32 protein-coding genes are annotated in these 23,535 nt (G+C 71.0%); 3 read left to right on the forward strand and 29 right to left on the reverse strand.

Going from position 1 to position 23,535, the window contains the following annotated elements; genetic code table 11:
* Nucleotide 1: 1 nt before the first annotated feature.
* From GA0070616_RS22585 to GA0070616_RS22610, 6 genes are read right to left on the reverse strand one after another with little or no spacing between them, the layout of a single operon-like run.
* The gene (locus tag GA0070616_RS22585; protein WP_091086834.1) at nt 2-898 is read right to left on the reverse strand and encodes a hypothetical protein; all 897 of its coding nucleotides are present in this window, start codon (nt 896-898) and stop codon (nt 2-4) included.
* Nucleotides 899-908: 10 nt separating this feature from the next.
* A complete protein-coding gene (locus tag GA0070616_RS22590) occupies nt 909-2,159 on the reverse strand; it encodes a hypothetical protein (RefSeq protein WP_091086838.1) in 1,251 nt (416 codons plus the stop codon).
* Nucleotides 2,156-3,574: a hypothetical protein gene (locus GA0070616_RS22595; RefSeq protein WP_091086841.1), complete on the reverse strand. Its 1,419-nt coding sequence runs from the start codon at nt 3,572-3,574 to the stop codon at nt 2,156-2,158. Before GA0070616_RS22595 ends, GA0070616_RS22590 begins: the two co-directional genes overlap by 4 nt.
* Nucleotides 3,571-4,545 carry a hypothetical protein gene (locus GA0070616_RS22600; protein WP_091086844.1) on the reverse strand — a complete coding sequence of 325 codons (975 nt, stop codon included), beginning with the start codon at nt 4,543-4,545 and terminating at the stop codon, nt 3,571-3,573. The genes GA0070616_RS22595 and GA0070616_RS22600 overlap by 4 nt, the downstream gene beginning before the upstream one ends.
* A gap of 12 nt (nt 4,546-4,557) precedes the next feature.
* Entirely contained in the window at nt 4,558-5,442 is an 885-nt protein-coding gene (locus tag GA0070616_RS22605; protein WP_091086848.1) for a hypothetical protein, read from the reverse strand.
* A complete protein-coding gene (locus GA0070616_RS22610) occupies nt 5,435-7,549 on the reverse strand; it encodes a phage tail protein (protein WP_091086851.1) in 2,115 nt (704 codons plus the stop codon). Before GA0070616_RS22610 ends, GA0070616_RS22605 begins: the two co-directional genes overlap by 8 nt.
* Between GA0070616_RS22610 and GA0070616_RS28335 the strand changes: the two genes are divergently transcribed.
* Nucleotides 7,548-7,760, forward strand: coding sequence for a hypothetical protein (locus GA0070616_RS28335; RefSeq protein ID WP_175440182.1), 213 nt, complete (start codon nt 7,548-7,550; stop codon nt 7,758-7,760). The two genes, GA0070616_RS22610 and GA0070616_RS28335, sit on opposite strands and share 2 nt — an antisense overlap.
* A 140-nt stretch (nt 7,761-7,900) precedes the next feature.
* Here the strand turns inward: GA0070616_RS28335 and GA0070616_RS28340 are convergent, their stop codons facing one another.
* The 22 genes from GA0070616_RS28340 to GA0070616_RS22720 all read right to left on the reverse strand — a co-directional run bounded on the left by GA0070616_RS28340 (nt 7,901) and on the right by GA0070616_RS22720 (nt 21,780).
* Nucleotides 7,901-8,164 (reverse strand): hypothetical protein, encoded by a 264-nt coding sequence (locus tag GA0070616_RS28340; protein WP_175440183.1) that lies wholly within the window; start codon nt 8,162-8,164, stop codon nt 7,901-7,903.
* A gap of 103 nt (nt 8,165-8,267) precedes the next feature.
* Complete coding sequence (locus GA0070616_RS22620; RefSeq protein WP_091086855.1) at nt 8,268-8,810, reverse strand: phage tail tube protein; 543 nt, start codon at nt 8,808-8,810, stop codon at nt 8,268-8,270.
* A gap of 9 nt (nt 8,811-8,819) precedes the next feature.
* Nucleotides 8,820-9,209, reverse strand: coding sequence for a hypothetical protein (locus GA0070616_RS22625; protein ID WP_091086858.1), 390 nt, complete (start codon nt 9,207-9,209; stop codon nt 8,820-8,822).
* The gene (locus GA0070616_RS22630) at nt 9,209-9,502 is read right to left on the reverse strand and encodes a hypothetical protein (protein ID WP_091086862.1); all 294 of its coding nucleotides are present in this window, start codon (nt 9,500-9,502) and stop codon (nt 9,209-9,211) included. The genes GA0070616_RS22625 and GA0070616_RS22630 overlap by 1 nt, the downstream gene beginning before the upstream one ends.
* Nucleotides 9,503-9,508: 6 nt before the next feature.
* Complete coding sequence (locus tag GA0070616_RS22635; RefSeq protein ID WP_091086865.1) at nt 9,509-9,778, reverse strand: hypothetical protein; 270 nt, start codon at nt 9,776-9,778, stop codon at nt 9,509-9,511.
* Nucleotides 9,775-10,218, reverse strand: coding sequence for a hypothetical protein (locus GA0070616_RS22640; RefSeq protein WP_091086867.1), 444 nt, complete (start codon nt 10,216-10,218; stop codon nt 9,775-9,777). Before GA0070616_RS22640 ends, GA0070616_RS22635 begins: the two co-directional genes overlap by 4 nt.
* Before the next feature lie 13 nt (nt 10,219-10,231).
* Nucleotides 10,232-11,149, reverse strand: a complete 918-nt coding sequence (locus GA0070616_RS22645; RefSeq protein ID WP_091086869.1) for a major capsid protein — start codon at nt 11,147-11,149, stop codon at nt 10,232-10,234.
* Between the two features lie 17 nt (nt 11,150-11,166).
* Nucleotides 11,167-11,697: a hypothetical protein gene (locus tag GA0070616_RS28345; RefSeq protein ID WP_091086873.1), complete on the reverse strand. Its 531-nt coding sequence runs from the start codon at nt 11,695-11,697 to the stop codon at nt 11,167-11,169.
* Between the two features lie 68 nt (nt 11,698-11,765).
* Nucleotides 11,766-12,506, reverse strand: a complete 741-nt coding sequence (locus tag GA0070616_RS22655; RefSeq protein WP_091086877.1) for a VG15 protein — start codon at nt 12,504-12,506, stop codon at nt 11,766-11,768.
* Nucleotides 12,493-13,881 carry a phage portal protein gene (locus GA0070616_RS22660; protein ID WP_091086882.1) on the reverse strand — a complete coding sequence of 463 codons (1,389 nt, stop codon included), beginning with the start codon at nt 13,879-13,881 and terminating at the stop codon, nt 12,493-12,495. Before GA0070616_RS22660 ends, GA0070616_RS22655 begins: the two co-directional genes overlap by 14 nt.
* 34 nt (nt 13,882-13,915) lie before the next feature.
* Nucleotides 13,916-15,664 (reverse strand): terminase, encoded by a 1,749-nt coding sequence (locus GA0070616_RS22665; protein WP_217628224.1) that lies wholly within the window; start codon nt 15,662-15,664, stop codon nt 13,916-13,918.
* Complete coding sequence (locus tag GA0070616_RS22670) at nt 15,661-16,110, reverse strand: phage terminase small subunit (RefSeq protein WP_091086885.1); 450 nt, start codon at nt 16,108-16,110, stop codon at nt 15,661-15,663. The genes GA0070616_RS22665 and GA0070616_RS22670 overlap by 4 nt, the downstream gene beginning before the upstream one ends.
* A 145-nt stretch (nt 16,111-16,255) precedes the next feature.
* Nucleotides 16,256-16,600, reverse strand: a complete 345-nt coding sequence (locus tag GA0070616_RS22675; protein ID WP_217628225.1) for a RyR domain-containing protein — start codon at nt 16,598-16,600, stop codon at nt 16,256-16,258.
* A gap of 159 nt (nt 16,601-16,759) precedes the next feature.
* Nucleotides 16,760-17,395, reverse strand: coding sequence for an HNH endonuclease (locus tag GA0070616_RS29500; protein WP_425412966.1), 636 nt, complete (start codon nt 17,393-17,395; stop codon nt 16,760-16,762).
* A gap of 210 nt (nt 17,396-17,605) precedes the next feature.
* Nucleotides 17,606-17,812, reverse strand: coding sequence for a hypothetical protein (locus GA0070616_RS22685; RefSeq protein WP_091086889.1), 207 nt, complete (start codon nt 17,810-17,812; stop codon nt 17,606-17,608).
* Between the two features lie 15 nt (nt 17,813-17,827).
* Nucleotides 17,828-18,250: a hypothetical protein gene (locus GA0070616_RS22690; protein ID WP_139128979.1), complete on the reverse strand. Its 423-nt coding sequence runs from the start codon at nt 18,248-18,250 to the stop codon at nt 17,828-17,830.
* 157 nt (nt 18,251-18,407) lie between these two features.
* Nucleotides 18,408-18,950, reverse strand: a complete 543-nt coding sequence (locus GA0070616_RS22695) for a hypothetical protein (RefSeq protein WP_091086895.1) — start codon at nt 18,948-18,950, stop codon at nt 18,408-18,410.
* Nucleotides 18,950-19,267, reverse strand: a complete 318-nt coding sequence (locus GA0070616_RS22700; protein ID WP_091086898.1) for a hypothetical protein — start codon at nt 19,265-19,267, stop codon at nt 18,950-18,952. Before GA0070616_RS22700 ends, GA0070616_RS22695 begins: the two co-directional genes overlap by 1 nt.
* Entirely contained in the window at nt 19,264-19,839 is a 576-nt protein-coding gene (locus GA0070616_RS22705) for a hypothetical protein (RefSeq protein ID WP_091086901.1), read from the reverse strand. Before GA0070616_RS22705 ends, GA0070616_RS22700 begins: the two co-directional genes overlap by 4 nt.
* 125 nt (nt 19,840-19,964) lie before the next feature.
* Complete coding sequence (locus tag GA0070616_RS22710) at nt 19,965-21,083, reverse strand: hypothetical protein (protein WP_091086905.1); 1,119 nt, start codon at nt 21,081-21,083, stop codon at nt 19,965-19,967.
* 116 nt (nt 21,084-21,199) lie between these two features.
* Nucleotides 21,200-21,466 carry a hypothetical protein gene (locus tag GA0070616_RS22715; protein ID WP_091086909.1) on the reverse strand — a complete coding sequence of 89 codons (267 nt, stop codon included), beginning with the start codon at nt 21,464-21,466 and terminating at the stop codon, nt 21,200-21,202.
* Entirely contained in the window at nt 21,463-21,780 is a 318-nt protein-coding gene (locus tag GA0070616_RS22720; RefSeq protein WP_245712860.1) for a hypothetical protein, read from the reverse strand. Before GA0070616_RS22720 ends, GA0070616_RS22715 begins: the two co-directional genes overlap by 4 nt.
* Before the next feature lie 294 nt (nt 21,781-22,074).
* Here GA0070616_RS22720 and GA0070616_RS22725 point away from each other — a divergent pair, with 294 nt between their 5' ends.
* Nucleotides 22,075-22,842, forward strand: coding sequence for a DUF5753 domain-containing protein (locus tag GA0070616_RS22725; protein ID WP_091086914.1), 768 nt, complete (start codon nt 22,075-22,077; stop codon nt 22,840-22,842).
* A complete protein-coding gene (locus GA0070616_RS22730) occupies nt 22,833-23,033 on the forward strand; it encodes a DUF397 domain-containing protein (protein ID WP_091086918.1) in 201 nt (66 codons plus the stop codon). The genes GA0070616_RS22725 and GA0070616_RS22730 overlap by 10 nt, the downstream gene beginning before the upstream one ends.
* Before the next feature lie 29 nt (nt 23,034-23,062).
* Here GA0070616_RS22730 and GA0070616_RS22735 read toward each other — a convergent pair whose 3' ends face one another.
* Nucleotides 23,063-23,272: a hypothetical protein gene (locus GA0070616_RS22735; RefSeq protein WP_091086920.1), complete on the reverse strand. Its 210-nt coding sequence runs from the start codon at nt 23,270-23,272 to the stop codon at nt 23,063-23,065.
* Nucleotides 23,273-23,535: the final 263 nt, after the last annotated feature.

The following is a 23,535-nucleotide window of genomic DNA, read 5'->3' on the forward strand; positions in this document are numbered from 1 at the left end:
CTTACGCGGACATGCGGCGGGCGTGGTCGTCGTTGACGGCCTGCGCGAGCGCGGACCTGAAGCCCTCGTCGCCGGCCAGCGCGGCGGCAACCTGGGCGGCGTCGACCACGACCGGGGCCGGCTGGCGGAGCTGGGCCTGAACCTCGTCGAGCTGGGCCGCGAGACTGGTCAGCGTCGGGTGCATCACAGGCTGCGCGTTGGCAGCGTGGTCCCTGCCGACCGCCAGCCGTAGATACGCCTGCCCGATCGGCTCCCGCCCGTCGAGGCGCGTCAGCGCGGCGTGTACGGCCTTGATCAGCGGCAGCGCGGCGTGCACCTCGGCGAGTTGCCGGGCCTGCGTGGTGTCCATGTCAGGGGCCCCCTTGATAGCGCCAATGTGGACGAGATACCGGCGGAAGACCGGCGTCAAGTCGCGCCCGGCCCTCGTCGCATCACGGAAGAAGCTGATGTGCGTGTGCCAGAGGTGCGAGCTGTCGCCCGACGTCCGGCGGCCGAGGCGGTCCCACCGCCGGACGACCTTCCCGTCCGGCGAATAGATCACCTCGCGAACGTCGCGGGTGTCGGCGGTGCCGGCCGCGCATTGCTTCACCAGCCAAACTGAGAAGGTGTGAAGTGTGTGCGTGCGGCCCAGGGCGTCGCGGTAGCTGAAACTCCCGACGTCGAGCGCAGAGGCGAAGTCGCTCAGCCCCACCCGGTCGCGGGACGACTCGACCACGGAATAGTCGTTGCGGACGACCCGGTCCTCTCCGCAGTGGTAGCCCCCGCGGTGGTCGGCGTCACCCACGATGCCGACCTCTGCCGGTTCGAGGTCGTCAGTGCGGACGCGGGACGTGTCGACGTTCAGGTGGTCGAGCAGTAGCCGCCGCACGGCGAGCAGATTCGACGGGGCGCGCGTCACGCTGGCCTCCTCACTCGAAGACGATCACGGTCAAGGTCGTGTGCGTGGCGTTCACCCGCACGGTCCCGGTGCCGACGGCGCGGCTGGCCTGAAGCTTCATGACGTGCTCGCCGGCCGCGCCGAGCGTGCCGATCGCGAACTGTGCCGCCGACATGCGCGCACCGGTCGTGACGTTCGCGAAGTTGGCAAGCGCGAGCTGCGGGAGCACCGTGCCGGCAGCGTCCAGCCGGACCGTGGCCGTCGCCGAGCCGGTCGCGGTCAGCTCGCAGTCCGCCGACCAGAGCGCGAGGTACATCGCGCCGGGACGAAGCGTGGTCACCGTGACCGCCGCGCCCGTCAGATCGTTGTACGTCGTCGAGGTCAGCGACCGTGCGGAAGTCGACGCGGCGTGGTACTGGGCGGAGGCGAGTCGGCCTTCGGCGAACAGGGCGGGGCCGTCGGCGGTCAACGTGCCGGTCACCGCAGCGTCACCCTCGACGGTCAGGTCTTCGTCGATCGTCGCGCCGGCCTCGACGTAGAGGCCCGAGGGTCCGGCGACCGTCAGGCCGAAGTAGGGGGTCACCGTGACGTAGTCGGCGTTCATGTCGATGGTCCCGTTGAACGACCGCCCGGTCAGGATGATCTCAGCGGCGGTCTCCGGGGTGCCCACCCCGTTGTCGACCTTCGGGCCGCGCAGCACGGTACCGACGTCCGACCCGTCCGGGGCCCGCCAGGTCGCCAGGGCCGCCGGGGTCATGCCCGCGGGGGCGTCGCCGGGCAGCATGGACACCACCGCGCCGTCGACCGGGTCTTCGTAAAGCCGGACGCGGCTACCGTCGGCCCCCTCCATGATGACCTCGCCACCGACCAGGGTCGCGCCCGTGATCGTCTGCCCGTCGATCGCCCCGGCGCTGATCGCGTCCGCCGTCACCGCGCCGGCTGCGAGGGTGTCCGCCGTGACCGAGTTGGCGCGCAGCTTCGGCGTCGAAATCGAGTCGTCAGCGATGTCGGTCTCAGTAATCGACCCCTCGGGGAGGTCGAGGTCGTTCGCGACGATCAGCGCACCCGGGCCCGCGGCGACGGTCGCGCCGTTGTAGGCGGTCAGACCGGCCGTACCGTCGCCCTGGTCCCCGAGTACGACGACCGGGAAGCCGTCAGCGTTGTTGATCGTCAACGCGCCGCCCTCGATCGAGGTACGCGGGGCCTGGGCGGTCCGCTCGACGGCGGACAGCCGGCGGTCGAAGTCTGCGAGCTGGCGGGCGATGGTCTGGGCTGAGGTCACTCGGGCCTCCCGGCGTAGGTGAAGGCGTCGGAACGCCGTAGGGAAAGGGCGGCCCGGTCGTCGCTGGTCATCGACCAGCCCACAATCCGGTGCCAGATTGCGACGTCGCCGAGCCACGGTACGTACGCGCGGATCAGGACGTCGTCCCCCAACGCCCACGAACCGATCGGGGCGTGCGGGTGGTTGGCGACCTCGACGGACTCGATTTCGACCACGTTTCGGCGGGTGGCAAGCTCAGCGCGAGCGAGCGCGGTCAGCCGCTCGGTCGTCGTGATCGTCTTGTCCGTGAACACTGCCGTTCGGCGCAGCCGACCGTCGCGCTCGACAAGGTCCGTGACAACGACCTTTCGGCCTTCGCCCGCGCCGAGACCGTGAATGGCGTTGGCGAACTCGCCCCCGTCGCGTTGGACGACGACCGGGGCGACAATGTTCACGCCCTGCTCGAAAGCCAGGTCGTCGCGTCGCCGGCCCAGACGGGGGTACCCGATCCGTAGCCGGTGGGCGACCTCGTCGCCGGCCCAGGTGTGCTCTTCGGCGAAGTCGAACGGGGTCTCTTGCGCAAGCTTGCCCAGCTCGCTACCACAGTCCGCGGCGTCCCACCACGCGAGCGCGTACGGCTCGGCCGGCTTCGCCGGGGCCGTGCGCTCGGGCGTGCCGCCCGTGAACCGGACGTACGTCCCGGCGTTGTGCGGGGCCGCGCTCGACGACCCGTAGCCGCGGGTCAGGCCCGTCAACGTCTTCCCCGAGCGACCGGCGACGCGGACGGTCTCGGATCCGATCGTGACGAAGTACGGCGCGTCGATCTTGTCGAAGTCGCCGATCGTGAGCAGCGTCAGCGACGTTGCGGACGCCGTTATACCGTCCTTCAGCTTCGCGGCAGCGTTAGGGATGATCTGTGACGCGGGGACCGAAGATTTCGGAACCCAATCGCCCCCGATCTGCACCTCTTGGTATGCCTTCTCGGCAGGCTTCCCGAGGCGAACCGGCGTGGTCGTCGGGTCGATGACCAGCCCGAGGTTTCCGTCTTCGTTCGTCTGGACGTAGGACCAGATCGCGCGGAAGGCGTCCGCCGGGTCGATACCGACGGCCGAGATGTTCCCGCCGAACGGGAGGCCCGCCGGGTACGACGTGAACCCCGACGCCTCGACTGCCCACGCCGCGCCGTTGAACTCAGACCGCACGACGATGCCGCCCCAGCGGATCTCGCCGTCAGCCTCGGCATACAGCAGCGTCCCCCACTCGTCGAGTAAGGGACGCCCGTCCGGCCCGCGCAGCCGGCCCACGTCCGGTGTGACCGTGCCGCGCAGCGACCCGGGCCCGGACAACGCCCAGGTCAGCTCGTCGCGGCTGAGTGGTATGTCCCAATCAAGCCACTCTCCGGTTAGGGCCCGCTGGGCGATGTACCGCCACGTCATTCGGGTACCTCGACGAACTCGATATCGGTCACGATCGTTGTCGCCACGGTGGCGCGCAGGATCGCGGTCCCGGTCGCGCCTCGGTACGTCGTCCGGGCCTGAAGCGCGACATCCTGCGTCGTCCCGCGCATTGCCGACGGCACGGCCAGCGTGTCGGCGGTGACCATCGTCTTGTCGAGGGCGTCGCCCCCAACGACCGAGTTGGTGTCGTACAGGGTCGGCTGACCGTAGAGCGTGCCCAGGCGGACGCGGGTCTCTCCGTTGACCTTGTCCCAAAACGCCAGGCAGCCCGCGATGGTCTGGACAATCCGAACCTGAGTTGCCCAGGTCGGCACCGTGACGGGCTTGACCGCCGCCGACGGCCAGTCAGCGAACGTCGAAAGCGCGATGTCGTGGTTACTGGCTGGCGACGACACGATCAGCCGCCGCTCCCGGCGCGGGTTGGCGACCCGCCGGAGGTCGGTGATCATCGCCTGCGTGACCGTGCCGGTCGACGCCGGGAGGTCGATCCGTGCGAGCGCGATTGCGCTGTACCCGAGGCCCAGGGCGTCGACAGTGGTCGTGCCTGCGGGTACGCCCGAGATGACGCGCGGGAAGATGTACGGGCCGGCGGTCACGTCCGGGGGTTCCGACCAGGGCTCGCCCGGCATGAACGGGTCCTCGACGCGGGCAACGATCAGGTCCGACCGACCCGCGCCCGAGCCGGTCGACCCGATCTCGACGAGGGATTCGGACGGGGCCCGACCGCCGTAAGCCTGGTACGCGCCGCCCACCGCGCGGGAGTTGATCGCGCACGCACCAGGCATGACCCGGACGGACGTGCCCGGCACGTCGAGCGCTTTCACCGCGAGGTCGCCTGCGGCCATGACGCCCTCGTTACCTCGGAAGGCCGAATAGGCGATCATCCGGGCGACCTCGGGCGAGTGTTCAGCGCCGCCGCCGATGAACCACGGAACAGGATCGAACGCCACGTTTACACGCTCCTAAGGGGACGGATACGACTCGCGCCAGGCGAAGCGAACGGAAGAGGTGCCGGTTTCGTCGGTGCCGCGGTACGCGACCTCGTGTGACCCGGGCGGGAGACCCATCGCGGCCAGCCGCGGCGACGTGCGCGAGAGCGCGCCGGCCAGCGACCCGCCGCCGTTCAGCAGCACGGACCGCGACCACGGCCGAGGGTCGACCGTGACCGAGCGGTCGTACGCGAGCGTCGTGCGCAGCTCCAACCGCCAGAGGCCCAGCACCTCGACCACGGGATTCGTGACCGGGCCCTGAATAGTCAGGACCGGCCAGGCGTCCAGCTCGCCCCCGATGTCGAGCACCGCCGAACGATCCGACGTGCCCGTGGTCGTCAGCGGCGCGGCGAGGGCCCCCGTCAGCCCGCCGCCCAGGGGCGGGGCGAGGCCGATCGTGCGGGAGTCCTCGGCGGGGCCGTAGAACACGTCGTCGACCGCCGCAAAGTCGCAACCGACGAGGGCCACGCCCTCGCTGATCTCGGCTTCGCTCGATGCGAACCGGCGGGGGCGACCGAAGACGACCCGCTCGCGGCCCGCGTGGCGCATTGCCAGCTCAGCGACCGCGCCGGGCGACCGGCGGACAGCGTCCCCGCGCCACGCCCGCGCCAGGTCGGCCAACGTCGACCGGGCGTCAGCCTCGTCGGCACCGAAGACGCCCAGCTCGAACGTGATCGACCGGCCCCCGCGGAAGTCCGAGCCGAAGGCCCGGCCATCCTCTCGGGGCCGGTCGGCGTCGTCGGCCCGGGTCTCGACGTCGCCCAGGTCCGGGGCCACCATGTTGACGACCGGTAGGTCAGCAGGGCCCCACGTCAGCGAGACCCCGGGGTACGTCAGCGACCACTCGCCGTCACGCATAGACACCCCCTCGGCTAATGCGCCGAAGCGCCCAGGTGACCTCGTCGAGTTGGTCGCGGACCCGCTCGCCCGACGGGGCGAGGGTCAGAGACCCGATCAGCGGGGCCGCGCCGGGAGCGCCGCCCGCGCGTGCCGTAACCGCACCAACGTTGACCGTCGCGGCGTCGGGGACCTTCGTCAGCGCGGCGACGGCCTTCGTCACCGCGCCGGCCCGCTGGCCGATGCCCCGTGCCATGCCGTCGGACACGTTCCGGCCGAGGGCCATGAACACCCGCGAAGGGGAGCGGATCCCGAGGGCTTTCGCTACGTAGTCGGGCAGCGCGTTCGTGATGGTGTCACGAACTGCCGCGATGATCCGGCCAGCGCCGGCCCGGATACCGTTGATGAAGCCACCGATGACGTCGCCCGCGATGGAGCGAAAACGGCCGATCAGCTCACGGACCGGCGCGAGTAGGCGGGTCGCCATGTTGCGGACGGCGCTGACGACCCGCGCCGCGCCGGACGTCACCGCGGACACGCCGCGGGAGAACATCGACCGGAAGAACCCGACCACCCGCGCGACCAGCCCTGAAACGGCGCTGATCATCCGCCCACGCAGCAACAGCGCACGTGCCAGCAGCGTGTTAACCCACGACAGCGCCCAGCCCTTGATCTTGCTGAACATGCCGGCAAACCAGCCGCCCAGCTTGCCGAGCAGGCCCTTAGCGACCCCCCCGAGCCGGCCGACAATCAGGATGTTGAACGCGCCGACGATCGCGGACCAGACGCCCGAGGCGATCGTCTTCACGCCCTCCCACATCTTGCCCCAGTCGCCGGTAAAGATGCCGGCCAGGAGGGTGAACAGCCCTCGGATGATCCGGACCGCGCCCGTGATCACGCCGACGATGCCGCCGAACACGCCCTTGACGACCCCGAGGACGACCGAGCCGAGGCCCAGCTTCGTCCAGAGGAAACCGAACACGTCGGCTACGCCGCTGATGATCGGGGAGAGGTTCCCCAACACGGACCGAACGGTCTCGCCCCACTCGCGGAACAGCGGCATGGCCTTCGCGCCCAGCTCGGCGAAGAACGGCTGAAGCTGGGAGCGCCACACACCCCCGATCCGCCCGCCGACCTCGCGGAACGTCGCGCCAAGCTGCGACAGCGGCTCGCGCAGCGTGGCGAAGTAGCCGCGCAGCCGGTCAAACACACCGCTGCCCTTGACCGCACCAAAGAGGCTGGTCACGGCGTCACGCACCCGGGCGAACGCCGGGGCGACAGCCGCCTTGATCTGCCGCCCAACCTCGACCAACTGGAAGAAGCGACGGGTCAGGGACACGAGGTGCCGGGCCAGCCCCGGGAGCCAGTCCTGAAGGCCGCGGAACACCCCGCCGAGGAACCGACCCGCCTCGGGCGCGGCCTCGGCGAGCGTGGCGAACATGCCGCCCAGGCCCTTACCGAGCGCGCCGAAGTCCAGGCCCTCGAACACCGGGGCCATGGCCTTGACCGCCGCGGTCAGGCCCGGCATGAGGTTCTTCGCCATGTCGGCCAGCGACGGAGCCAGGATGTCGACCAGGGGGGCCGCAGCCCTCCCCAGACCCTTGAACTCAGGCGCGAGGCCCTTCATCGTGTCGCCGAAGGTCTTCGCCGCGCGGATCAGCGGGGCCTCGAACGGCTGCGCGAAACCCGAGAGGGCCGTCTTCGCGGTCGACGCGAACCCCGCCCACGCTTGCTTCACGGCCGGGTCGCGGACCGCCAGCGCGACGCCAGCGGCCACCACCCCGCCACCGACAGCGGCGAGCAGGCCCGCCGTCAGGGCAGCGCCGAGAACCGTGCCCGCGGCGGCGACGATCGCCAGAATGGGGCCCGCCTTGAACGCCAGCGAGAACGCCGACGTCACGCCGGACGAGAGGACACCCCCGAAGCCCCCGACGAAGTTCCGCGCGGCCGTCAGACCGCCGCCGCGGGTGCTGCCGTCGGCAGACCGGGCGAAGGCCCGTCCGAAGACGGACCCGCCCTCGACACCAGCGGTGGTGAGGGGTTGCTTCAGCTCACGCCGGGTGTTCTTCCCGAAGTTCTTCGCGCTCGGAATGAGTTGGATCGTCGCCCAACCGACGCGGGTACTCATGGTGTCTCGCTCTCTGCTGGGCGATTCGCTCGCGCTGCGCCTTCAGGCGCGCGATGACTCCGGACGCAGCCGGCTTCGCGACGGCGGTCGGGCGCAGGGGATGCGGCTCGCCGGTCAGCGCGCCGTACACGTCGGCCAGCAACGCGACGACCGGGTCAGCGCCGAACGTGACGCCGTGGTCAGCGGCCCAGGTCGCCGACCCGGGCGGTAGGTGTTCGACGTAGACGCCCAGCTCGCGCCAGGTCAGCCCGCCGCGCCAGAGGTCCGCCAGCCGGACGCCGTAATACCGACGAAGGTCGGCTTCCAGCGCCCGGCGGCGGTCACGGTCACGCAGTAGCGCGGCGAGCTGCGTCAGTTTGGGACGTCGGCCGCCGTCTGAATTGCGTCGAACAGCCCGCGCAGGTCCGCGAGGGTGCGCTTCGCGCCGGCCGGCTTGAACTTCCGGTACTGGGCCTCGCCGATCAGCAGCCGGACGCAGGTCACGATGTTCCCGGCCTCGTACGCCTCCATGGCGTCCACGTCCCACTCGTCGGTCGGTGCGACGCTGTAGGTCTCACCCGCGTACTCGAAGGTGATCGGCTGGCCGGTTGCCTCGGCCTGGGCAGGGTTGGACACGGGGTCTCCTCGGGGAGTTGACGCGGACGGCGCGGAAGAGGGCCCCGAGACCGTCCGCGCGGCGGTCCCGGGGCCCGGGTGGATCAGCGGTGAACGTTCAACGTCACACGACGGTGCCGGAAAGCTCCGTGTAGAGCGTCCCGTCGGCCTCGGGGTAGAGGGTCACGAGGAACGACGTCGCGGTCAGGTCGGTCTCGTTTTCCTTGACCTCGCCGTCGACATCGGCGGTCGCGCGGTCGACCCACCGGCGCTTCACCTTGTCGCCGTCACGCAGCTCGAAGCCGATCGCGAAGTCTGCCGACTGCGGCACCTTCACGACGGACGTGGTAACCCCGTCCGTCGTGGTCCGCGAGCTGCCGGGGTTCGCCAGCTCGAAGACGACGTCGTTGTCTTCGAGGGCCACGAACTTGACGGTTCGCTTGTGCTTCGACCGGGTCTTACGGACGAGGATGCCGCCCCAGGCGTAATGCTCGGACTCGTCCATGTCGCGCTCCCAGGTGAACCCCTCCTCACCGTCGAGGAGACCGGCGACCTCCCAGTCCACCCCCCACGGGGTCGTGAGGTCGGCGGGGCCGGCGGTGCCCACCGGAGCGATGAAAACGTCAGCGCCGGCCCACTGACCGGCGTTCGTCGGGTCGCCCGCCATCGGGCCTCCTTACGTGGCGCGCGGACGCAGCCGCGCGGAAACAGTGAATGAGCAGAGGGGGCGGCCCGTGTCCGGGTCGTCAGTCGGTAGGGGGCCGGTCAGCGGTCCGAAACCGTGCACGTCGGCGTTGCCTTCATGGGCCATCAGCGAGGCGTGGGCGTTAGCCGCCAGGTCGTACCCTGCGGCGTCGCTCTCGGCCCAGACCGTGACCCGGACCGTCGCCCGCTGACTAACCCGCAGGCGGCTGAAGGTGCCGTCACAGGACACCCGGGCGTACGGCAGGGCCGGGACGTCGCCCTGTGCGAAGTCGTCGAGGCGCTTCGTGCCGAAGGTCACCGCGGGGAAGGCACCCCGCAGGACCGCCAGCGTCGCGGTACGCGGGTCAGGGTGACGGATCATCAGGCGTCGTCCGCCGTCCGCTCGGTCACTTCCAGCCCGACCGAAGCGGCAGCCTGGGCCAGCGCCCCATACTTCGCCTCGACGGCCAGCCCGCCCGCGTGGGCGATCGTCACCGCGCCGGCCTCACGGTCGGTCTGGTAACGGTCGGACTCGACCGGCATCCGATGGCGGACCACCGATTGATGTGTGGCGGCCTGGGCAGCGACCGCCGAGGTCGCGCCGTCGATCAGCGCGCCGACACCCGCGCTCTTCAGGATCTCGCGCACGCCGTCATAGTCGATTCTGACCTTCACGGGCGGTCACCTCCGTCTGAGTTGGACGCTGACGCGCGTCATGACCTCGCGCGTGGGCGACCGCAGCCGCTTCGGGTCGCCTTCGACGTCGTACGTCTCGGCCCCGATCACGAGGCGGTCGCCGCGCTCGACGTCCGCGCCGGGCGGCATGAACACCGCCGACCCGGACAGGAACCCCCGCAGCGTCGCGACGGGGGCGTGAGGGCCCGCGCCCGGGTTGCCGTACTCGTCGGCGGTCGTCTGCCGCAGCACGGTCACGGTGTCGGGGTAGTTCACTCGACCACCGCCAGCGGGAAGGGCTCGGGTGCGTCGGGGTTCACGTACGCCGACGGCGTCCGGACCGTGTAAACGCCTGAGCCAGCCAGCTTCCCGGCAGCCCGGCGGACTATCGCCACCTCGGCCGACGTCAGGTAGCCCGACGTCGCCTCCCGGGCGTACTGGTAGCTGTACTCGCCGACGGACTCGCCGGAGTAGCCGTCAGGGTTGCGGTAGGCCCGCAGGGCAGCGCCGAGGACGACCGTCAGCACCACGGCGGGGGCCGTGACCGTGACGCCGTCCTCGGCGAGCCAGTCGGTACCGGCCTCGGCCCGGACGAGGGTGGACGCATCTTCCAGCGCCACCCCCGCCCGGACGAGGTCCGACCCGGCCAGCGTGCCCGGGGCCAGCCCTAGCCGCCGCTCAAGCTCAGCGACCGGGGCGAGCGGGGGCAGGGACATAGGGCTACCCCGATCAGGCCGGGTCGGTCGAAGTCAGCACACGCAGCGCCGGGGTCACCAGCGAGGTCGTGCCGTCCGCGGCCAGCCGCTTGACCTGCATGGCCTTCGCACCGATGTAGGTCTGGAAGACCGACCGGTCCTTCAGGACCTGGGAGTCGTAGTCCTTCACCCAGGTCATCGCGAAGCCGTTCGCGGCCTCGGACGCCGAGAAGGCCGCGCCGTCCGGCGGGAACGGGGCCCGGATTGCCAGCGTGAAGGAATCGCGGCCGTAGAACACGATCTCGTCATCCGCCAGGCGGTTGTTCTCCATCGTGTTGAACCCGCGCACGCGCCGGACCTCGGCGTTGACCAGGGCGTCGCTCGACCCCGACTGCGAGGCGTCCGTGAAGGCGCTCGCGTCGACCAGCTCGGCGTACACGCCGGTCCCGACCGCGGCCCACAGACCGTTCGGGGACAGACCCAGGTCCCGCAGGACCTTCCGCGCCTGCGTGAACAGGAGCTGCGGCTTCGTCGGGTCGTACGCGAGACCGGTCGACTCGGGCAGGGCCTGCATGGTCTCGACCGCGAAGTTCTCGATATCCTCGACCATGCCGCGGATCTGCGGCGCGACGACCTGACGCGCGAAGTTCTCGATATCCATGCGCATCTGGACGTCCGAGACGTCGACCGCGCTGTAGACGTGGTGGGTCATCTCGACCGGCGTGGTGTCCTCGGTGATCGTGTCGACCGTGATCGCGGTACCGTCCGCCGACAGCAGCCGCCGCCGGGCGTTCAGGGTCGCCGGGACGCGGACGTTCACGACGGTGCCCTTACCGCCGCCGAAGTTGTCTTCGTAGTCGCGGTTGAAGGTACCGGCGGTGCCCAGGTCGTCGCGGACCAGCGCGATCGCGGTCTGCAACACCTGCTCGGGAATGACGAAATCGTGAGGCATTTAGCCCCTCCCAGGGGTCAGTAGCGCCGCGCCTTCCGGGCAACGGCGTCGGGGTCGAAAGCGGGGGTGGCGTCGTTCGGCGCTCGGCCCGACGCGGGCGCGGGTCGCGGCAGGCCCGGGAGCGGACTCGGGGCCGGCTGCGCTGCACCGAGACCCGCAGCCAGCGCATCCGCGCTCGCCTTGATCTCCTCGGGCGTCGAACCGGTGACGAAGCCCGCGAGGGCCGCCGGAATCCCCGCCTCTGCGATGGCCGCACGCTTCGCAGCCTCGACAGCCGCGGTCCGCGTCTGCTCCATCTGCGCCGTGAGCGCGTCGAGCTGCGTCTTCAGCTCGGCGACCTCGGGGCCGGGAGCGGCCTCGGTCCGGCGTGCCTTCACCTCGGCCAGCTCGGCGCGAAGGTTGGCGATCAACGACGCGGCGCGTGCCTCGTCGTACGGTCCGTCCCACCGCGGCGCGGCCGGCGGGGAGGCCGGGGGCGCGGGAGCGGGGGCAGGGGCGGGCGGTGCGGCGGGAGCCGGGGGCGTGGTGCCGGGAACCTCGTCGGGCATGGTGGGTCGACCTCCTGGGCCGGTAGAGAGGGCGCGGGGCCTGCCCGCGTGAGCGCTCGCGGAGCGAGCTAGGAGCGGCGCGCTTCGAGCGCGCGACGGAAGGCGTTGACCGCGTCCCTGCCGGACAGGCCAGCGGTCGCGTCCTTCCAAAGGGCCGCGTACTCCCGGGCCTGTCCCGGCCACGGGTCGCTACGGCGATACACGGGCGCGACCACACAGCCGCACCCGTCGTGATACGGGTCGTCCTCGCCGGCCGTCTGCGCGGTCTTGTAGGCCGGGCCGCGGCTGGCGAGCATCGCGCAGAAATAGCAGGGGTCGCCGTCGGTGACCCGTGCCCAGCCGAGCGCCAGCCGATCGCGCCCGGAGGTGCCTCGGACCGTGTCTCGACCTGCGCTGGTGACGTGCCGGATAGTGGCGCGCTCGGTTGCAGACCGACCCCCCGCCGCCGCCTGGGCGGGCGAAGCGCCACGCGCAACCATCCGCTTCACGCGGACCGGGCCCGTCACGAGCAGCGACGTCCACAGCCGCGCCCGCGGGATCGCGCCTGCGTATGCCAGCGCCGGAACCTCGTCGAACACCCGCAGCGCTTCGCGATGCGCGATGTAGAACGATCCGGCCAGCAGCACCGACGACCGCCGCGCCTGCGCGATGATCTCGGCTACTGCCTCGGCGTACACGGGGAACGTCGCGTCAAGGCGAAGCGGGTCGAGCAGCGTTTCGTACGCCACCGTGACCCGCGCCGCCGCCTCCCCGCTGAGCTGCGACTGAAGGCGGCGGTACTCGTCTGCGACCTGCTCAGCCGTTGGCATCGGCGGCCCCGGCGTCGCCCGGCGCGGGCTCGGACCGGCGCGCGAGCTGCGCGGCGAGCTGCGTCAGGCCGTCGGATGACTTCGCCATCTCGCGCCAGCGGACGACGTCCTGATCCGTGACCCCCGGGATACGCTCCCAGGCGGCCTCGGCCGGGACAGCCAGCATCGTGACCATCTTGCCGAGAGCGTCGACCGCCGCGGCCATGCTGCGCGCCTCGGTGTCGCGCCAGCGGACCTGTGCGGAGTCGTCCCGCGCGGCCTCGGCGTCGCCGGCTGCGAGCGCGGCAAGCCGTAGCGTCTGTTCCCACGACTCGCCGAAGATCGTTTCGTACTCGCCGATCTTGCGCTGCGTTGCGGCCTCGGCCGCCGCCAGCGCGTCAGCCGAGAGGTTGACGAGGTCGCCGAGCAGGACGTGAGGGCTGAGCTGAGCGATAGCCGCCAGCGTCCGCACGCCGGACCCGTAGGTTTCGAGGTGCCCAGTTACGTCGGTCTGATCGAACGACCCGAACTTAGCTTCGTGGTTGTCCGTGACCCACAGTCGGTCAACCGCAGCCTGAAAGGGCTCGACGGGCTGGCCGTACAGCGGCGAATCCTCGTCGTCGACCGTCGGGATAGCCAGGCCCGTTGCCCAACGCTGTCGGAAGCTCGCGTACTGAAGTGCGATCAGCAGCGAGAACACCGCTTCGTTGATCCGGTCCTGAAGGACAATCAACGGCTCGACGATGCCGCGGTTTTCCCCGTCGAGGCGGTCGCGGAAGCGGACCAGTGGCGTCACGCCCAACCCATGCGGGTCCGAGCTGACGACCGTCAACTTCCCGCCGTCTTTCGGCAGCGCCAGCCTGTGCACAGCCCCGCTGTCGTACAGGTCGAATAGCTGGGCCCCGCCGGTCGTCTGCCGCAACTTGTGGATGCCGTGAAGCGGCCACTCGTCGCCGTCGTCCTCGTACCGCGCGAACGTGTCGAGCGCGGGCAGGGGGCGGATGCTCGGGGCCACCCCGGCGCTCGGCAGGACGCGCGTGTACGCAGCGCCGAAGTCGAGCGCGCCGCGATGCGCGATGGTCTGCCGGGCGTCGAGGCGGTTCGCCTGCCAGTACGACCAGGGGCGGGCGTTCTCCGTGCTCTTCGCGGCCCGGAAGCCGTCCACGAAGAGGCCCTTCACATACGTTTCGCTGATCAGGGGTAGCCAGTTCGTGACGCTCTTGCGCGCCAGCTCGCGGTACTCCTGACGGGCCCCGCGCGGGGCGTACGGGAGGTCATGGTCACCGCGCAGGTAGCGCGCGACCCGCCCTGCCCCCTTCCGAGGGTTGTCGGTTGCGGCCTTGTGCTCCCCGATTAGCTCTTCGGCGAGGCCGACGACACTGCCGTCAGTCGGCATAGACGGGCCCCCTTCCGAGGCGTGTAAACGGGGATCAGAAACCGAGCAGGCGGCCGGTCGGCTTGCGCCGCTTCGCGAGCACGCCGTCAGCGATCACACGGGAACGCGCCATCACCGCGAGGAGAAGCGCGGCCAGCGCATCGACCTTCTTCGGGGACTCGCGCGTCTCTTTGCCGAAACTGACGCCCCACCGATTCGGCCGGCGGCGAGCGTTCAGGACGTGTCGACGTAGGCGCGGCTCACCGTCGTGCGGCACTTCGCCGTCGATGAAGGCGCGGTGAAGTGCCTCGACCGCCCGGACCGTGTCGCCCTGGTGCGAACGCATGTCCCACGCAATCGTGTGCTTCGTCGTGGCCTTAACGAGGAGGCGTTCCCCGTGAAGCTCGCGCCAGCGATCGACGTCGGTCTCCCAGTACGCGACGTCCGAGAAGAACCCAACGACGTCCAACGTCGCGAAAGCGTGATCGACCACGCCGCGCACGTCGTCCTGATTGACTTCCCAGCCGACGCCGGACGGGCCCTCGGGTTTCTCCCAGAGGCCCAGCAGGAACGCCGCGCCGTCGGACATGCGGACCGCAACCAGTGCGGTTGAGTCGTCCGTACGCCCGCCGTCGAAGCCGAGCGTCACCGTGTCGGCGCTGCGCCACTTCCCGGGCTCGCTGCGCTTCAGCGGGACCAGGTCGCCGCGAAGATTCGCGTCGTACTCATGCGGCGCGAGCCAGCTATCGGCGGCAGCAACGATTTGGTTCAGGTAGAACCGCCGGGCCTCCTCGGGCGGCGTCGCCGGGTCGTACACCTCCTCGGCGATCCGTTCGAGGTCGACCCAGAGCGAGTCGCCGTACGCCATAGCGAGGCCGTCCATTAGGGCGTCGCGGTCGCTCAGGTCGATATGCCCCGGGGCCTCGCGGGAGTCGTACAGAATGCCGGTCGCGCGGGTGCGCTTTTCCTTCATCGCGAGATACGCGAGATAGGAAATCTCGGCGACGCTGTCTTGCCCCGGCGCGTGCGCGTTCGTGGTCTCGATTGCACGTGCCATACCGTCGCGGGACTTCGCCAGGTTGCGCCGGATCACGCGGGCGAGGGCGTAACCACCGTTTGACTCGGTCCAATGGTGGGTCTCGTCCATGATCGCGAAGGACGGACGAGCGCCTTCCTGCGTCGAGCTGGACGCGGTAACCGGCATGATCTTTCCGCCCGAGGGCGTGAAGATCCGGGTCTTCCCGATGTCCAGACCTTCGGCCTCGACCAGGGGCGATTGCTCGACCATGGCGCGAATCGCGGCCATGGTGTTTTCAGTCTGCGTCTCGCTGACGCCCGCAATGACAATCCAGGGCGCGGGGTGCGGCTTGCCGACGGGCTCGAAGTCCCGGCGGGGGTCTTCATTGCGGCCGGCGGACTCCCAGTGCGAGAAGCGGACCGGGCCGCACAATTCGGCCAGCGCCAATGCCCCGAGAAATGGCGACTTCCCCCACCCTTTTGCCCTGCGCAATACCGCGCGGCGGTAGACGAAGCGCCCGCGGTCGTCGACCGCATAGAACCAAAGGACGAAGTTCAGTTGCTCGCGCGTCAGCCGGTACGGCTCGCCCGCCTCGTCGCCGTCGGGCTGAAGTAGCCAGCCCTCGACCCACTCGACGACGCCCCACCCGAGCGTTTTCACGCTGCCGTCGAGCGGGAACGCCTCGACCGTCGTCAGGGCGTGCGCGGCGACAGCCTTCCGGGCCTCCTCGGTGGCGAGGCGCTTCAGCTCTTCCAACTCGGCGGCGCGGGCGACCTCGGCGATCACGCGAGCCGATCGCGCAGCGCGGCGCGACGCTCAGCGAGGGACGAGACGCCCGCCGGAAGGTCGCCCTCGGCGGTCTCGTCGCCGGACTCGACTCGCATCCGGGCGCGCATCCGGTCGACGACCGTCGCGCCTAGGCGCTCTTCGTTCATCCGGATTTCTGACAGTGCAGCCGCCGACGGGCGACGCCAGTAGGCGTCAACGATCGGTGCGAGGGTCGCCAGGCGCAGCCAGTCCGTCGCGATGAACACCGCAGCCTGCGGCGAGCGCCGCCAGGTGTCGAACCACGCGACGGTCTCGGGGCGAAACTCACGGCCGGCGGTCAGCGTCGCCAGCTCGGGGCCGCGGACCACGTCATCGTCCGGAAGGATGGTCTCGCCGTGCGTCGGGGCGTTGCGCCGACGGCGCGCGGCGTCGGACTTCGGGGCGTGCATGGTGCCGCGGGCCACGGGCGGACCTCCTTTCAGGCGTAGGGGTAGTTGTCGGACGCCTCTCCCACCTCGGCGGGAACGCACCTTCGGCCCTGCTCGGCCGTTTCTCCCGCTGGCGCTTTCGGCCGTGCGGTTTCCCCGTGGTCAGAGCGAGGCGTCCGGGTCAGCTCAGGGCGGCGACGATCGCGGCGAAGACGGCGTCCTTCTCGCGCTGGCTCTGCGGAAGGTCGGCGTACGGGATCAGGCACGGGTGAGTGCGCGCGTCGGCGTCCTTCACGGGGCCAAACGTCCAGCCCTCGGCGCGCTTGAACTCGCACCACGCCTCGTGAAGCTGCGCGGGGGTCGCGCCGGCCTGGGCCTGACGGACACCGTCGACCGCCGAGGCGCGCTGCCAGTGCGGCGCGTCGTCCCACGCGGGCGACGGGGCCGGGTCACCTTCGAGTACCTGAAGAGCGCGGTTCGCTTCGTGACAGACGCGGGCGATCTCGACGGAGGTCAAGCCGGACATTGATACTCCTCAAAGTAAGCGTGACGCTGCGTGAATTGGCTACGCCCAGTCACGACCTCTATGCCCGTACGCAGCCCGAGGCGCTATGCCGCTTCGGTGAGCAGGGGATCCGGGCGGGGGCCACCCCCCCCCCCCAGGGGTTACGCAGCGTTACAACACTCAGAGTGAGCCAGGATGACGCTCGGGCTTGCGCGCTCGTTTCGGTCGCGGCTGTCGCGCCTGGGCGGCCTCGCCTGCGGTCTTGCGTGCGTGGCAATGCGCGCACAGCGCTTGTAGGTTGCTCAGGTCGTGGTCATCGCCACGCTGTATGTGGTCCACCTGCGACGCAGGCTCACCACACAGAGCGCCTGTGCTGAAGCGCTGCCTACAGCGGTAGCCGTCACGCCGTAGTACCCGCACTCTGCGCAGGGCCCAGTCATGCGGAAGGCGGGCCCTTCGGTCTGACCCCTCCCAGGCCAAAGCGACCCCCCAGGTAGAAAGAGACACCCCCGGGTGCGCATCCACCTCCCCGGGCTGAAGCCACAGGGCAGGGCGCACGCCGGGGGCGTGGTTTAGAAGCACAGCAACCCCGCCTCCGAGCCTGCCCCCAGGGGCGCGCAGGTCGTCGGAAAGCGGGGTGCGTGCGGTCGAGGTGGGGAGACTGATCTCCCCCTCTACATAGGTAGTGGGCCGGGACCCGGAGACGCGCGGCTGCGGCGAGCACGGGCGCTGTCGCAGCCGCGGCACGTGCGCCTCAGCCCATCGCCGGCTGCGGCGTCCTCGGCGAACGCACGCGCCGGCAACTCGACCTCGCACGCCGGGCAGCGCTTGAACGGCCGCGCCGCACGGGCCTTTCGTAGGTCGCGCTGTCGGCGGACACGGGCCGCGAACTCGTCCGGGTCGACGCCGTGGCGCTCGGCCAGCGAGCGCGCGAGGTCGGAGAGGGGGTCCGACATGGGAGTGCCTTTCACGACGAGAGGGCCCGCCCAGCGCGCAGCCGGGCGGGCCCTCGGTAGGGGGGTTGGGTCAGTCGGACGGTACGGACGGCGTGCCGCGCATCATGCCGACAACGCCGGACACGAGGCCCACGACGAGAACCGCGGGGCCGTAGCCGATGGTCGGCAGGTCGGGCAACCACTCGCTGCGGATCACACCGACGGTCAGCATGAACAGCCAGCCGAGCACCGCCGCCCAGGCCAGCGCGGCGAGGGCACCAGCAACGAAGTTTTTCACAGCGTCTCCTAGGGGTCAGGCGGGCGACGGAAGGTCAGCGAGGCCGAACAGCAGCGGTCCGTTCCCGCCGTCCGCCTCGTCCGCGGCGTCGAGGATGCCGGCCGCGAACCGCCGGGCGTCGGCGGTCGTCAGGATCACCAGGCCGCCGCCGGTCGTGCCGCTGGCGACGGAAAGCCGGACCGACGGGCCGTGCACGGCAGAAACGCCGCCCTGAACGGTCGCCTTGTCCGTCGGGGTGTCCGCGCAGGCGACCTCCCGCTTCGGGCCCAGCGGACCGGGGTCGCGGGTGTCCTCGGCCGGCTGCGGGTCGGCGTTCTCCAACATCCACGCCGCCGTGTCGAGCGCGACCCGCGCCATGTCGTCGGCGGGGGCGTGGTTGCCGAACGAAACGGCGAACTCGCGGCCCTTGGCAAGAGCCTCTTCGGGGGTCATGGTCACGGGGTCTCCTTCAGGCAGGACGAACAGACGGCAGACCAGGGCGGGAGCGAACGACTGCAGGGGACGCACTTCCCGAGACCGACATAGCGAGCGGCGGCGTACAGCACGGTGAAGGCCAGGGCCACACCGCCGAGAGCGGCGAGGGCGTCGGGGATCACTAGGCGCGGCCTTCGAGCTTGTCGACGAAGCGCCGGAACGCCCCGCTGATCTCCCCGTCCACGAACGACCCACTTACGCCGTAGTAGTCGGCCACCTCCCGCGCCGCCTGGGCGACGTCGACCGCCGCCGGGGTCGGCTGCGGGTCGTCGATCGGAACGAGGTACTTCGGGTCGACGTAGCGTGTGATCAGCGGGTTACCGCCGTGCCGTCCGTCGAGCGGAGTGACCGGCGCGTCGCCGTCGTCGTCCAGCGGGGCGGCCACCCGGACGCGGGTCGTGCCCTCGCTCGCGACCGTGGTCCGACCCCCGTCGCGGTACCGCGAGTCCGGCAACAGCCGGTACTCCCGGCCGACCTCGACCAGCGTCCGCGCGGGGTTCGGGGCCGGCTTCGGCTCGTCGCCGAGAACGGCGGTCAGGTGGTCACGGAGCTTCACGACCTCCGCGCGCGGGAAGCCGTGCCCGAAGATCGAGAGGTCTCCGTCGTCGTCGAAGTTGTGTGCCGCGAAGCGATCGACACCCCGGTAGTCCTCGAAAGTCGCCATCAGAACAACCCCCCAGTCAGAAAGTGCACACTCAGCCAGCCCACGAAGGCCAGCAACACGAACCGCCGCAGCCGAACCCACCCCGTGACCACACGCTCAGGCTCGCCGGGCTTACGCCGGGCGGTGCCGAACCACAGCCACACGTGTTCGCTGAGCGTGTCCCCGTCGCGCGAGTTGAACAGTGCCGCCAGCTCGACGACCGCGAAGCACGCGAACCACACCAGCCACGCGGCGGCCCAGTTGCCCAGCCCGAAGGCCAGCCCGCCGACGGTGCCCAGGAGCGCACCGCCGACGGCGTAGGGGAGGAGGCGCTTCACGACTCGGTCCCGGCCAGGAACTCGGCGACGCGGACGAGGTCGTACGTGTCGCTGCCCGGCTTGACGTACTCCCGGGCCTTGTCGAGCGCCGCGACCCGCGCCGGGTCGAACTGGCCGACGGTCGTCACGGCCGGGAGCGTGTACAGCCGTCCCGGGTCCGCCGCCGGGACCGGGTCCGCCTCGGCCGGGTCGAACGCCTTCAGCGCCGCCCGCAGCCGGGTCACGCCATCCGGGGTCAGGTTGACGGCGGGCGCGTTGTCCTCGTCGGCGTTGATCACCAGTTGTAGCGGCTCGCCGGGGTTGGTCCGCGTGTAAACGGTCAGGGTGTCGTCGTCGGGGTCGACGTAGTCGAGCACCGCCGAGCCGTCCGCGACCGCCGCCGACGCAGCGCGGCGAGCGCCGTGCGGGGCCAGCGCGTCGCGCAGGCGGTCGACGTCGGCGGGGGTGAGGTGCACGCCGACGGAACTCGCGCCGAAGCGCGGACGCACGAGTGCGAAAAGAGCGCGCCCCGCCGGGCGCTGTATCACCAGCCGGTCGCCGCAGCTGTCGGCGTGGTCGAAGACCTGAGTCAAGGCCCCTCCTCGGGTTGTGTCTTGCGTGGACACAAGGGGAGTGGGCCAGCGCAGGCCGAGGTGTTCACCGCGCGGGCAAAGAAAAAGCCCGCCCCCGGGCGGGGACGGGCTTTCTCAGTGAGGGGTTACGGGCGGCGCAGCACGGAGGTACGGGTGTACCACCCCGCGTCGGGCCGCGTGGCGGACGCCGCGCGCACCTGACGGGAACCGTCGCGCGGGTCCACGCGCTCGCTGATGTAGGTCAGCCGGACACGCTCGCCCGTGCGGAAACCATCGGCGTACACCCCGCCCTCCGTCACGATCGCCTCGTCACCCACCGCCCAGGGCCGCTCGGCGGCCGGGATCGGGTCGCCCAGGAACTCGCGGCTGACGTACTGGCGCTTACCGGTACCGGGGTTGAACTCGGTGCCGGACCCGTTGACGTTGCTGACGATGAAGTTGCCACCCGGGTAGCTGGGAACCTCCTCGACCTTGACCCGGGTCACGTCCGGCTTGAAGTACACGCCGCCCCCGTGCTCGGTCTCCGCCCCCGGCTTCAGCTCGACGACGTCACCCACCTTCAGCGCGGCCGGGGCGGACGGCGTCGCGGTCTCGGCCGGCAACGTCAGCGCCACGTCCGACGGGCGGACGTGCGCCCGCACGAGCGCGCCGTCACGCATCGCGTGAATGACGTAGCCGCGGGTCGCGTCGTCGTCGGACAGCTCGACCACGACCGCCGGGGTACCCTTCGCCAGCCGGGCCGGCGTGCCCGCCCAGCCGCGGGCGTCGTCCGTGACGATCACGACCGGCGTGCCCGCGGCGAAGACCGGCGCGGGGGCGGGAGCCGGGGCCGCGTCCTTCACGTCGAGCGTGAGGAACTTCGGCAGCATGTACCGCTCCACGCCCGGGTGCGCCCCGTCGAGGAACTTCACCTGTACGTCGCCGTCCGAGTCGACACCCGCGGTGACCTCGCCCAGCGTTGCGCCGTACAGGGCCGGCGTGTCGCCGAACGCGTCCACGGCCCCGGACGCGATCCGCACCCGGTCACCCCGCTTCGGCGACCACCCGGCCAGCCCGTACCGCTCCACCAGCCACGCGCCCAGCTCACGGACCGCCGCCGGGGCGAGGTCGATGTAGACGCTCTTCGAGTCGATACCGAAGAACGTGTGACCCTCGCCCCCGTCCCGCCAGCTCGGCTCGACCCGCATCTCTCGGGTGGTGTCGCTGGCGCGGTCGAAGACGTTGACCTTGATTTCCTGCGTCACTCTGGCCTCCTCGGGCCTCGTGTCTCGGTTGGACACAAGGGGAGTGGGCCAGCAGTGCGCCAGGTGTTCACCCCAAAAATGGAACCGCCCCCGGTTGCCGGTCCGGGGGCGGTAGCTCATCGGGCGCGGGCCCAGTTCGTGAAACGGTCGTCGAGGTCAGGGGGCTTCAGGTTCCCGTCCTGCTCGGCCATGTCCTCGGCCGCCTGCGCCTGCAAATCCTTCAGCAGGTCGAGCAGCGCCGCCCGCCGGTCGCGGTACGCGGCGAGAAACAACAACTTCGCCACCGCGCACGGCCAGAACCGCCCGCACGCCCGGCAGCGCCACGACGGACGGACGGGGTTGTGCTCGGCAACGCCACGCCGCCGACGCCGGTAGTAGGTCATGCGTCCGCCACCACGGGACCACGCCGGACCGGCGCACGCCGTACGGGGGCCGTCCGGCGGACGGCGGGATCCGGAATCGCCTCCAACCCCGCCGTACGCACGAACAACGTCCGCCGTGCGGTCGCCACGCCCCAGTGGTCGAGTTGGTAACACTCCACCCACTCCCAGCCCCACGGCGGGAACCGGTCGAGGAGTTGCTTGAAGATCCGCACCGTGATCGGGACGACGAACTGCGGGGACGCCGACCGGGTCAGCCGGTACACGCCGGGGGCGATCGTCTGTCGGCGGGTCGGGCCGGGGCGGGGCGCGGTCACCGGACCGGCCCCACGTTGCGGCGTGATGACCACCGCGACGCCGGAACGGCGTTGGCGCGACCCGGGCCCCGGAACGGCGGAATGAACGGACCGATCGGGCCGGGCACCACCGGCCGGGCCGGCGGCGGGGGCGGGGGCGGGGGCGGCGGTGGTGGCGTTGCGGGCTTCGGCTTGTCCGGCACGGTGTTCCCCTTCCGTCGTGGCGACGAAACCCACACTGCCGAAGGTGTTGGGACCGATACACAGCGTTTGTTACGGTCGTGGGACGTTCCGGACGTCCACACAGGAGGCGTTGTGAATCACGGACTCGTCGCGGCGATGGCGGAAGCGGGAGAAACTGCCGACAGTCTTGCAGGTCAGGTCGGCGTAGATCCGAAGACGGCGCAGCGTTGGGTGAACCCCGGACGCGTACCACGCCCCCGCCACCGTTCCCAGGTCGCCGCACTCCTCGGGCGGGACGTAGGGGACCTTTGGCCGGACGTACTGAAGCGGCGTGAGCCGGCATGGTTCCGGGCATGGGCCGAGGTCGAGCGCGAGGCGGCGGCCCTGCGGTGGTTCGAACTCGCGTGGGTCCCCGGCCTCTTCCAGACCGAGGCATACGCGCGGGCAACGCTCGCCATGACGAACCTAGGGGAAGAGGAGGTCGACGAGTTGGTCTCGGCGCGGGTGCAGCGGCAAGCGATCCTGCACCGGACGCGGCCCCCGCTGGTCGTCGTCGTCCTCGACGAAGCGGCCCTACGGCGGCGCGTCGGCCGCGACGGGGCGGTCATGCGCGAGCAGTGCGAGCACATCGCCGCGTGCGCCGAACTGCCAGGCGTGCGGGTGCACGTCGTGCCAGGTGACACGCCGATGTACCTCGGGATGGGCGGCCCGTTCATCCTCGCCGAGATGCCCGACGGCACGCGGGTGGCGCACCAAGACAGCCAGGTCCGGGCGAGCATCACCGACGACGCGACCGAAATAACTACGCTTGAGGACCGCTGGGCGCGCATAGTAGGGGAGGCCCTACCCTGGGCACCGTCCCTAGACCTCGTCAGGAAAGTGGCAGCATCATGGACATGACCGGCGCGAAGTGGCGTAAGAGCAGCAAGAGCGGCAGCAACGGCGGGGCCTGTGTCGAGGTCGCCGACAACCTCGCGGGTGTCGTCCTCGTCCGCGACACGAAGGACCGTGACGGCGGGACGCTGGCCTTCGGGCCGGCGGCCTGGGCAGGCTTCGTCAGCATGGCGAAGACGGGCGGCCCGACCGGCTGACCCGCACGCCACCGGAAGCCCTCGGCCGTCTACCCGGTCGGGGGCTTCCGGCGTTCGAACGGCAGCACACGGGCGGCGGACCGGTCGGCCTGGGCGGCGCGTGCGCGTTCGTCCTCACGGCCCAGCTCGTACGCGGCGGCGTACTCCTCGGCGGACAACGGCGCGGCGGCAGGGCGCGGCTTGCGCTGGCGACGGACGACCCAGACCACGGGCAGCACCAGCGCGGCGAGACCGACCACGTAGACGACCCGCTCGCGCTCGCGGGTGCCGATCGGCGGGGAGGGCGCGGCGACAGCGGGCCGCGCGGTGGCAGGGGTTGCGTCTAGGACCGGCGCAGAGGGCTCGGGGGTACCTCGGGTGGGGGTCGGCTCTGCCAGGCCGTCAGGCGAGTTTCTAGCGGGGGCGCGTGGGGGCTCGGGCGTGGGGACCGCGGGCGGCGTAGCGCCGGGCGAGGGCGCGGTGCGCGGCGGGGCGGTCGTCGGCGTCGTTGACGGGGCGGGGG

Origin of the sequence: Micromonospora nigra (genome assembly GCF_900091585.1) — a bacterium.
Classification (GTDB): domain Bacteria; phylum Actinomycetota; class Actinomycetes; order Mycobacteriales; family Micromonosporaceae; genus Micromonospora; species Micromonospora nigra.